The sequence below is a fragment of the Nostoc sp. NMS2 genome (assembly GCF_017115105.1).
Classification (GTDB): Bacteria; Cyanobacteriota; Cyanobacteriia; order Cyanobacteriales; family Nostocaceae; genus Nostoc.
This window is the reverse complement of the sequence record NZ_JABXKH010000091.1, coordinates 1-10,335: the sequence shown is the minus strand read 5'-3', so window position 1 is coordinate 10,335 and position 10,335 is coordinate 1. Positions and strand designations below refer to the sequence as shown.

The following is a 10,335-nucleotide window of genomic DNA, read 5'->3' as shown; positions in this document are numbered from 1 at the left end:
GAATTAAATCTTACCCTACCTCGGATGGTGTCACTTTGTTTCCAACAAAGATTGCTGATCAGGCAAGTCCTCTTGTCAATAGGCTTTGAGACGCGCTAACCCTGAAGTATTACCCAACATTACCAAGTATTTGTTGGGTAATACTTGCTTTAAGCCACTACGTGTCTACGTTCCTCAACCCAACCTATATAGGTTGCGGTTTTGGTGTTTAAATATAAAAATTACGCATCTAATTTTAATAAAAAGTATAAATTTCCCATAAGGATTTCATTGTGCATAAGTTTAAAAACCAAATGATCGTGACAGTGTATTAGGTTATGGCTATGTCATTTTTCAGTAAAAATACTTTAAATAAAGAGCTATTTAAATATATGGATAAAAGTATAAAACAACATTGACTTTGCTAAAGGGTGCTTGTTAGAAATAGGAAACTACACCAGACAGACTTTTAAATAAACTCCTGTCTACACCGTTTTTCCTACTTAATGACTCCTAATATGAAACCTACTTTATTGACTGCCTTGATTGCTGCTACCGCTACATTGACCGGATTATGTTCTAAAGTAGAAACTGCATCTGCTGCTGATTTTAATTGGAATAATTCCTGGACTCAAACAACGGTATATAGTAAGTCTCAAACTGGTTTTAACGACACTCCTTTTCAACAATTTGTCCAAGCAGAAAGTGTTGTCCTCCCAAACAGTGGACAATTGAAATTAGATGCCAGTAAATTAAACCTAAAATACGACCACGATGTTTCTGTTTACTTTATCAATGAAGGCGCTGGTTATAGAAACCAGTTAGCCTTCGATGCCACAGGAACTACTAACAAGTCTGGACTGCTTTTTAATGATATTTCTTGTGAAGGATCTGGATGTATTCTTGGTGGGGGCGGTGATGCACTAAAATTGGGTGATGGGGTCAAAGTTGGTAATATTACCGCAGGTACTCAACTCGATTTTTGGTTGAGAGCTGATGGTTTTAACCGTGGCAACTCTGCCAATATCTTTGGTACTAAAACTGCCTCGAATGCTGACGGACTACAGCACGCAGTTGCTTATGCTTACAACAACTACATTCTCCTAGCATTTGAGGATTTATACGGAGGTTTACACGCCTCCGGGGTAGATTCCGCAACTGGTAAGTGGAACGAGGGTTCCGATCGTGACTTTAATGATGTTGTCGTCGTTCTTGATATCGGCGAAGCAAATGTTAAGGCGCTAATTGGTGCTAGTGTTCCTGAACCATCTGTTACTCTGTCAATGTTTGCCGTGGGAGCAGTTAGTATATTTGGATTACGTCGTCGCCGTCAAACTCGCAATTTTAACTAAATTTGGAAATATTCTTAATATAGAAGTTTCATTGGAAAATAACAATTGATTGATCGTAAAACCACCCGTATAAATATACGGGTGGTTTTGCTTATATAGTGGCATTTATATTTTATCTACCGCGATCGCGTTCTAAATCATCAATCACTTTTTGCAAATACCACTCGTCTGACATTCCAGGATGGTAATCCTGCTTCTGCTGAATCAATCTTTCGGCAATTTCCCAATATCCCCCAACCATTCGCAAAAGTCGCTGATGTAGCAGGTTAGATTTTTGCTTTTTTGACTGGGAACTAAATTTCTGGATTTTTTCTAGGTTACTTAAAACTTGTTGATAATTTCCCCAGTCTTCTTGTTCACAAAAAATACTCGCCGCCCGTTGATAATCTTCCACGGCGTTTTGCATTTCTTCTAAACAAGTATAGGCAATGCCACGATTGTAGTAAGCTTGAGCATCATCAGGATTTATTTGCAGCGCTTGGGTGTAATCTTGAATAGCACCGAGATAGTTACCTGTACTTCGATAAGCATTACCTCTGGCAATATAAACTAATGCATCTTGTGGTTGCATCTGGATTGCTTGGTTAAGATCCGCGATCGCACCTTGATGATCTCCCAATATAGAACGGGCTTTACCTCGGTTGCGATAGACAATGGCATCTTGAAAATTTAGTCGCAATGCTTGATTAAAATCTGCGATCGCTTCTCGATAATTTCCCATTTTACAACGCACAACCCCACGACAGCAGTAAGCTTGGGCATCTTGTGAATCGGCTTTTAATACCCAGTTTAAATCGGCCAGTGCCTCTTGGGTATCTCCCTTTTCAGCTTTTTCTAATAACTGGGTGAAATAATCATTGGTGGATAAAATTGGCGCATTTGAGGAACGCGATTGTTGTATGATAGGTAATTCCTGTGGTTGTAGCTGTTTAATTCGTTCCAAACACAGACGACAGTTTTCTTTATCCTGTTGTTCTAGATATAATTGTGCTGCTTTTTTAAAGTTAGCGATCGCATCTTGAACATAACCCTGTTTGCGCCGCACCATCCCTCGCAGATTATAAGCCGCAGCATAATTGAAATTGAGACGAATAGCGCGTTCAACGTCTTCCAGCGCCCCTGGTAAATTTTTTAGCGCCACCCTAGCCAATCCACGACAATAATACGCCTCTACACTCTCAGAATTCAGTTTCAGGGCTTCAGTATAATCTGAAACAGCCTTAAGGATTGCTCCTGAGTCATAATATGCTAAACCCCTTTGCAAATAAGCTTCGGTAAGGTAAGGTGTCAGTTGTAAAGCATGGCTAAATTCCTCAATTGCTCCGGCGTAGTCTTTTCGCCTAGCTTTTTCCAATCCTCTATTATAAAATTCGTCATTCATAACATTTGTTTGGTTAATTCAGTTAGTTGAATTCCAGCAAGCTTGCTTCGTAGCCTAACCTATCTACTCACTCTTAATATTCTAAGTATTCAGCGTGGCTTTGCTTCATTTCGGATTTGCAGCGAATTAAAACGAACACACTACATAAATTTTATTATCGTGATTCACTTAATCTAATATTATACACATCCAGGTTTTGGAGTTAGATTTAGTACAAATCTCGGCTAAAACTTTGATTAGTTCTATCAATACTAAGCTATAACAATGAAAATCAGAATTATTATATTCAACAGTTTGTGGTTGTGGACTGGATACAGTTCCGATTCCGGGTAATATAACGATAGAAAAAATTGCATTATTAATTGATATGGCAACTTTAGCCATCAAGTTAGATAAACCACTCTCAGCTAGATTATTTCCAATTCCAAATAAAAAAGCTGGGGAACTGACTACATTCAATTCCCCATATCTCGTAGATTGTAAAATATTTACACTTAACTAGAATTCTTCTGAAAGCAAGCTAGGAGAAGTCAGTACAAAAACATCCCTACTTCCTTGAGCGTCATGCTGTGGTTTTATGGGAGTGGTGAAGTGGAAAAAATCATGATCGTTAACTAATAAAAGTTCTCCCGGATTTAGAACTTTGCTAAATACAGGCTTTTCTTTTTTGACAGTATATAGATGTGTTTCTCCACCTTGAATATTATCTCTATCTACTGAAAATATGCCAATAAAATCAGTACCATCTTGATGGATACCTTCAGGCGCTGGATTACCCAAATTATCTGACGAACAAATAGTTCTAATTTGATGAATCCCAATTTCAGCTTCAGGATGAAGCTTACAAGAATCACTAAATGCTAAGACTAGATTTCTAAAAATATCAAGTTCTATGAGTCCATCATCTAATTCTGCAAACTCTCTTTTTATATCACCCACTAATGGATTATACTCTTTACTTTGAAAGAGGTAGCCATGAGGTAATTTGATTAACTGATTTCCAGAAACTGTGAACCGAGATAATCTTCTGGAACGATAGTTGCCTTTGATGTAAGGATCAATAGGCATATTACTGAAAAATGGCTTGAAACCTTCTGGATTGATTGAATTTACTTTTCTTAGAGTAAACAGAAAAGCATATTCTAATTCCGTTGCTATCCACACTTTTTGCATAGGATTTACCTCCTTGCACATTGAAATTCTCCCGGATTTTTTATGGGAGGCTTATAATACTTAGTATATGCTACTTTTTATTACTATGTTGTCAATTTAACTACAAAAATTGACAATCCATGATATATAAAGTTGCTTGATTTCTATCGCAGGGTGGAGTTTCTGCTGAAAAGATTTGCTGTTGAGAGTTAGGTGGGTAAGGAATCGACGTATATTTACTAGCAGCAACAAGGTTTTATATGATGGATTGGCTTTACCGTTACCCACCTTTGTATCCGGGTATTTTACTTAAGCGTTACAAGCGGTTTTTTGCTGACGTTCAACTTACTTCTGGCGAAATAGTGACAGCACACTGTCCCAACACAGGGCCAATGACTGGAGTATCAACTCCCCAAAGTGCTGTACAACTTTCCAAAAGTGATAATCTTAACCGCAAATTGGCTTACACTTTAGAACTAATTCAGGTACACGACAATGAGCCGACTTGGGTAGGCATAAATACTTTTTTGCCCAATCGGGTGGTAAAGCTAGCTTTGGCAAAATATCTTTTCCCAGAATTGGGCGAGTATAGCCAAATCAAGGGCGAGGTGGTTTATGGGCTAGATAAAAAAAGTCGAGTGGATTTTTTCTTGACGGGGAGTGATGAGGAACGCCCGATTTATTTAGAAGTGAAAAATACAACTTTGTCTGAGGGGAGATTAGCCTTATTTCCCGACACGGAAACTACAAGAGGACAAAAGCACTTGCGAGAACTAATGGCGTTGCTACCTCTAACTCGTGCGGTGATGCTTTACTTTATTAATCGCGGTGATTGTACAGAGTTTTCCCCTGGCGATCGCACAGATCCTGTCTATGGTAAATTATTACGGGATGCGATCGCTCTTGGTTTAGAAGTCTTACCTTGCCGTTTTGATATTTCCCCCGAAGGTATCCGTTATTTGGGTTTAGCAAAACTAAAAATTTGATTATACTTAATTAAACAATAAATCCATCTAGATATTGTCTAGATGGATTTGTTGATAGTTGGTGTTTACTAAAAAACATTCAACCAGATTTTAATTAAGAAACGACTATGGGTAGTCGCTGCCCCAGAAATAGCATTCACTATTCTGAAGTTTACTTATGCAGGAATTAAAACTGTGTCAATTACGTGAATGACACCATTATCAGCAGCAACATCTGCTGTTGCAACTTTTGCATCATTGATTTTAACGCCATTAGAAGCGTCAATTTTTACATCTGAACCTTCAACTGTTTTAGCTGTCTTTAGTTTAGCTACATCAGCAGCCAGTACTTTACCTGAGACTACATGATAGGTCAAGATTTTCTTGAGCTTTGGAATATCTTTCAGTAATGCATCTACTGTACCTGCTGGAAGCTTGTTAAATGCTTCATCAGTGGGTGCGAAGACGGTGAATGGGCCATCACCTTTCAGTGTATCTACCAGACCAGCCGCTTGGATTGCTGCAACTAGTGTCTTGAAAGAACCATTGTTAGTGGCAGTGTCAATTATGTTGGCCATGTGTTTTACCTAGTTCTGTGTAACCTGTTACAAATCTAAACTATTTTTCCATAAAAGCTATCTATCGTTAGACGTATGTCAAATCAATTTGTTTATTGATAGCATGAGAGTTTGTATATATTTTTATACAAATAGAGAATTATATTTAGTCGATTTAGATGGATGAGTTACCAACACTCCTGGATGCGTAGTTTACCGCCGCAGGCATCGCTTTTCACTAGTATCAATACAGAAATTAACTTACCAATAAAGTTAGTCAGATATCACAGTGTGAACTACTTTATTGGTAAAAGTGTACTTGAGTAATATCCGAAAATTTTACAACAAACCTATACTGGACAAGTAAATCAGGGGTTTTTTAAAGTTTAGCTGCCCTTGCCTTAGCTTTTTGTCAGGGATTCTTAACCAAAAATATTGGTAATAAGCGTATTTAACTGATATTATTTCATCACTAAATACATTTCACTTGCTGTTTGTGTAATTCTACTTGGAAATAATAACGGCTCATCATAGCTAATGCTTTTAGCAATTGCGATCAGCTGTTTGTTTCCAGGGTTACTCATGCGTAGAAATTACGCCAAAACTCTCTCTAAATGAGATTTATCCATATCCTCTGCATTCTATGCAGTTGATTTTCTGTTGCCTGTACGTAAGCCAGGTATGTCAACAATGAGACTTTTAGGTACTATTTTCCCCAAACCATGAATTTTATGAACAGAAGAAGACTTATCGCTTGGATGGCTACGGCTGTTACCAGCATGATGCTAGTAATAGGCTGGCAGTTTGTCAATTTCTCACCAGCACAATCTGCAACTACACTTAACGTGTATGCGGCTATTAGCTTAACAAACGCACTGAATACCATTAAGACTCAGTACCAAAGTGCTAACCCAACTGTCACTGTTAATTATACGTTTGGAGCTTCTGGTACCTTGTTGAGTCAAATACAAGGAGGAGCACCAGCAGATATTTTCATTTCTGCCGCCACTGACCAAATAGATGTCTTGCAGAATTCAGGCAAATTGGTAGCAGGTAGCCGTAAAAACATTGCCAAAAACAGTCTAGTTTTGATTAAACCTACAACACCTCCTATTAGTGCTGGTAGTGCTGCTCTCACTAGCATCAATGGTTTGACCAACGCCAACATTACAGGCATTGCTATAGGTGACTACACAGGTACTCCTCCAGTTGTGCCAGCAGGAGATTATGCCAAACAAGTTCTCACTACCCGAGGTATTTTCAATACTGTTAGTCCTAAATTATACCGTGCTGCCAATGTACGTGCCGTATTAACTGCTGTTGAAAATAAAACTCTTCTAGTTAGTGGTGTAAATAAAACTATTGACGCAGGTTTTGTTTACACAACCGATGCTGCCATTTCTAGCAAAGTAAAAGTCGTAGAAACTGCCAAACCGTCAGAGAGCGATCCGATTGTTTATCCACTGGGTATACTCACCAGAACTACAGTTTTATCAACGGCACAGAGTTTTTCTACCTACTTAAGTGGTTCTAGCGCCCAGACTGTCTTGAGAAATTACAAATTTCAGGCACCTTAATCACTACAAAGAAAATCAATTAAGTACTCATTGTTGTCAATTTTGAACTATTTGGAGTAATGTCTTGTGAAGTTCAGTAAAAAACTCTCAATTATTGTTTGTACTTTGACCACTGCCTTTCTTCAGACTGCTGTGATTACCAATACTTATAAGTCAACAGCACAAGCGGAAGGACAAGAACTGATTAACAACGGGGGATTTGAAACCGATCCTCTGCTAGATCCTAACGATCCAACCCTGACAAATGCTAATATTACAGGATGGATTAAGTCTGGCGAACTGATAGATACATCAGTTATCAGAATTAGCAACTTTCCTAACACTGGGAACCAGGGTTTATCGCTTGGTAATTTTTCAGATATTAGTTATTTAGCACAGACTATTCCTACAGTTCGTGGTCAAAACTACCAACTTACTTACTATTTAGCATCAACAGAGGAAGCACCCAACCTAAAGAATAAATTTAAGGTTTTTATAGGTGGAAAGAAGGTTGACGTTAAAAAGGATATTGCTTTTCAAGGATATACGCAATATACGTTATATTTTAAAGCGAAAGCATCAACCACAGAGATAAAGTTTGGTTCCAAAGCAAAGTATGCGTTTCTATATTTGGATGATGTGAGTGTCAAAGCTACACCTGAAAATGCAGGTGAAAATTATGGAAATCCAAGTGAAGATGATGGAGATGAATAAACCACAGATCACAAGCTAATCTTTGTTGTCTTAAAAGCCCAAGTGATGTCTGACTTTATAGTGTCGAAAATGCTACCATAATTAGAATTAAGTGCGAACTCATCCATAAGTCAATACAGTTTAGTTAAGGTTTGTTAGTGAGCTTTTTCGGCTTGTAGAGACGCGAAATTTCGCGTCTCTCGCATATCCATAGAGTTTAATAAAGCTAACTCTTCTAAACTGGGATAAAGTGTTTAGTTTTATTGATACTAATTAGAGTCAGCATAAATGTATCTATCAACTGGTTTTAAAGATTGTCGTAAATTGGAATAATTTGGAGTCAAGTTTCATGAAGTTAACTAAAAAACTTTCAATTATTGTTTTTAGTGCTAGTACTACCTTAATTAGCACTGCTGTGATTACCAGTACTTATAATGCAGCAGCACAAGCGGCAGAACTTGTTAGAAACGGAAGCTTTGAACTCGACCCTCTTGTAGATCCTAAAGATCCCAACCTTACAAATCCTAATACTACAGGATGGACTTTATCTGGTGATGACCCGTTAAATCCACCTAGAATTAGCAATTTTCCTCAAAGTGGTAATCAAGGCTTATCACTTGGTGGGTTTGTAGATTTCAGCTACATATCGCAGGCGCTTTCTACACAACCTGGTCAGACATACGAACTTAGTTACTATTTAGCATCTACAGATGAGGCTCCTGATCTTGATAATCAATTTCAGACATTTGTCGGTGGAAAAAGTATTTTCGATCAAAAAAATATTTCTTTTCAACCATACACGCCATATAAATTCAATTTCACGGCAGACACATTATCTACAGAGTTAAAGTTTGGATCTGTCGATAAACACGCATTTTTATACTTGGATGATGTGAGCGTAAAATCTGTGCCTAAGTCATTGGATGATGTGAGTGTAAAAGCTGTGCCTGAGCCATCAGCTATTGGAGGAGTAGCAGTTGCAGGATTACTAGGAATTTGGCTGAAGAAAAAGAAGGCAATTAGCTAGTAAATTAGGGCGAAAAAAGTGATCAGCCTTGTTTTTTATATCCACTTACCTTGGGGAGATGCGAGGCGCAAACAATACAAGAGCGACTTTTTCAGATGTTCGCGCTTGTGTCTTTAAAGGAGAAGGCTGGTCACTTTTTTCAAAAGTGTTCAGTTTTATTGACATTACTTAAAGTCACTATTAAATAAAACTATCAACTCGTTTTAATTGTCGGAATTTGTAATTATTTGGAGTTGAATTTCATGAAGTTAACTAAAAAACTTTCAATTATTGTTTTTGGTTTTGCCACAACCTTAGCTAGCACTGCTGTTATTACTGGTACTTATATTCCAGTAGCGCAAGCACAATACGATCCAAACTATGTTTTAGATCCTAGAGACATTGTTTTTAACGGTGGATTTGAAATCGATCCTCTTGTAGATCCTAACGATTCCACCATTACAAATCCTAATATTACAGGATGGACTAAGTTGGGCGATCCGATTAATACATCAGGAACTAGAATTAGCAATTTTCCTCAAAGTGGTAATCAAGGCTTATCACTTGGTGGGTTTGTAGACCTCAGCTACATATCGCAGACACTTTCTACACAACCTGGTCTGGAATACGAACTTAGTTACTATTTAGCATCTACAGATGAGGCCCCCGATCTTGATAATCAATTTCAGACATTTGTAGGTGGAAATAAGATTTTTGATCAAAAAAATATTTCTTTTCAACCCTACACGCCATATAAGTTCAATTTCACGGCAGACGCATCATCCACAGAGTTAAAGTTTGGGAATGTGGATAGATACGCATTTTTATACTTAGATAATGTGAGTGTAAAACCTGTACCGGAACCATCGACTATTGAAGGAATTGCATTTACTGCTGGGTTGTTGGGAATATGGCTGAAGAAAAAGAAGGCAATTAGTTAGAAAAAAAGCCTCTTTTTGTCACTCTCGGAAAATAAGAGAGCGATCGCTATACAATCTTAATCGGGTGTTGCACGATCGGGTATGAATAGGCTGATATAGTCGCTTTCAACCAAAATAACTGGGTTGGTTTCCGGGTTTCCATTTAATATTGCAACCAACACTCGGCTTTTGGTCGCTTGTAACAGGTTTGCCTGCCAGTACTGCTTCAATGGCTGCGCGTAAATCTGCGCCTGTTACAGGTTTACCATTACTGGGACGGCTGTCATCTAATTGTCCCCGATATACAAGTTGCCGTTGGTCATCAAATAAAAAGAAGTCAGGTGTGCAAGCTGCTGTGTAAGCCTTTGCCGTCTCCTGGCTCTCGTCGTAGCAGAAAGTAAAATTAAACCCTTGTTCTGTGGCAAATGCTTGTAATGACTCTGGCGCATCATCTGGGTAATTTTTTGCATCGTTAGCACTGATAGCAACGATCGCTAAATCACTTGTAAAATAATCTTTTCCTAACTGCACTAATTCTTGTTGGATGTGCTTTACAAATGGGCAATGCCGACAAATAAACATTACCAACAGCGCTTTTTTATCTGCAAAGGTGGAAAGTGAAGTTGCCTTTCCAGATACCACTTCCGGTAGATTAAAATCTGGTGCTTTTGTGCCTAGTGGCAACATCATTGAAGCAGTTAAAGCCATAATTCACCTAATAGACATCTCCAAAATAGTAACACTCTGTGCTAAAAGAACATCAGAGATGTTTTT

Annotated in this window: 10 protein-coding genes and 1 pseudogene; 7 read left to right on the top strand and 4 right to left on the bottom strand. The window is 38.1% G+C overall.

Features of this window, described 5'->3' with window-relative positions; translation table 11 throughout:
- The first annotated feature begins 497 nt into the window (after positions 1-497).
- Complete coding sequence (locus HWQ36_RS17025) at positions 498-1,331, top strand: DUF4114 domain-containing protein (protein WP_292704875.1); 834 nt, start codon at positions 498-500, stop codon at positions 1,329-1,331.
- Between the two features lie 112 nt (positions 1,332-1,443).
- Here the strand turns inward: HWQ36_RS17025 and HWQ36_RS17020 are convergent, their stop codons facing one another.
- Positions 1,444-2,712, bottom strand: coding sequence for a tetratricopeptide repeat protein (locus HWQ36_RS17020; RefSeq protein ID WP_292704874.1), 1,269 nt, complete (start codon positions 2,710-2,712; stop codon positions 1,444-1,446).
- Positions 2,713-2,989: 277 nt separating this feature from the next.
- Here HWQ36_RS17020 and HWQ36_RS17015 point away from each other — a divergent pair.
- A pseudogene (locus tag HWQ36_RS17015) lies at positions 2,990-3,214 on the top strand (DUF711 family protein); the annotation flags it as partial.
- On the opposite strand, the gene HWQ36_RS17010 reads toward HWQ36_RS17015, so the two are convergent.
- Entirely contained in the window at positions 3,211-3,885 is a 675-nt protein-coding gene (locus HWQ36_RS17010; protein ID WP_292704873.1) for a 2OG-Fe dioxygenase family protein, read from the bottom strand. The pseudogene HWQ36_RS17015 and the gene HWQ36_RS17010 overlap by 4 nt on opposite strands.
- A gap of 239 nt (positions 3,886-4,124) precedes the next feature.
- Between HWQ36_RS17010 and sfsA the strand changes: the two genes are divergently transcribed.
- The gene (gene sfsA / locus HWQ36_RS17005; protein ID WP_012409084.1) at positions 4,125-4,850 is read left to right on the top strand and encodes a DNA/RNA nuclease SfsA; all 726 of its coding nucleotides are present in this window, start codon (positions 4,125-4,127) and stop codon (positions 4,848-4,850) included.
- Positions 4,851-5,005: 155 nt separating this feature from the next.
- Here the strand turns inward: sfsA and HWQ36_RS17000 are convergent, their stop codons facing one another.
- Entirely contained in the window at positions 5,006-5,407 is a 402-nt protein-coding gene (locus HWQ36_RS17000) for a fasciclin domain-containing protein (RefSeq protein ID WP_114083007.1), read from the bottom strand.
- Between the two features lie 710 nt (positions 5,408-6,117).
- Between HWQ36_RS17000 and modA the strand changes: the two genes are divergently transcribed.
- The 4 genes from modA (at position 6,118) to HWQ36_RS16980 (ending at position 9,582) form a co-directional block, all read left to right on the top strand.
- Positions 6,118-6,963 (top strand): molybdate ABC transporter substrate-binding protein, encoded by an 846-nt coding sequence (gene modA / locus HWQ36_RS16995; protein ID WP_292704872.1) that lies wholly within the window; start codon positions 6,118-6,120, stop codon positions 6,961-6,963.
- A 66-nt stretch (positions 6,964-7,029) separates the two neighbouring features.
- Positions 7,030-7,656, top strand: coding sequence for a DUF642 domain-containing protein (locus HWQ36_RS16990; protein ID WP_292704871.1), 627 nt, complete (start codon positions 7,030-7,032; stop codon positions 7,654-7,656).
- Positions 7,657-7,984: 328 nt separating this feature from the next.
- Entirely contained in the window at positions 7,985-8,662 is a 678-nt protein-coding gene (locus HWQ36_RS16985; RefSeq protein ID WP_292704870.1) for a PEP-CTERM sorting domain-containing protein, read from the top strand.
- A 242-nt stretch (positions 8,663-8,904) separates the two neighbouring features.
- Positions 8,905-9,582: a PEP-CTERM sorting domain-containing protein gene (locus HWQ36_RS16980; RefSeq protein ID WP_292704869.1), complete on the top strand. Its 678-nt coding sequence runs from the start codon at positions 8,905-8,907 to the stop codon at positions 9,580-9,582.
- Between the two features lie 105 nt (positions 9,583-9,687).
- Here HWQ36_RS16980 and HWQ36_RS16975 read toward each other — a convergent pair whose 3' ends face one another.
- Positions 9,688-10,269 carry a thioredoxin family protein gene (locus HWQ36_RS16975; RefSeq protein WP_292704868.1) on the bottom strand — a complete coding sequence of 194 codons (582 nt, stop codon included), beginning with the start codon at positions 10,267-10,269 and terminating at the stop codon, positions 9,688-9,690.
- Positions 10,270-10,335 lie beyond the last annotated feature (66 nt).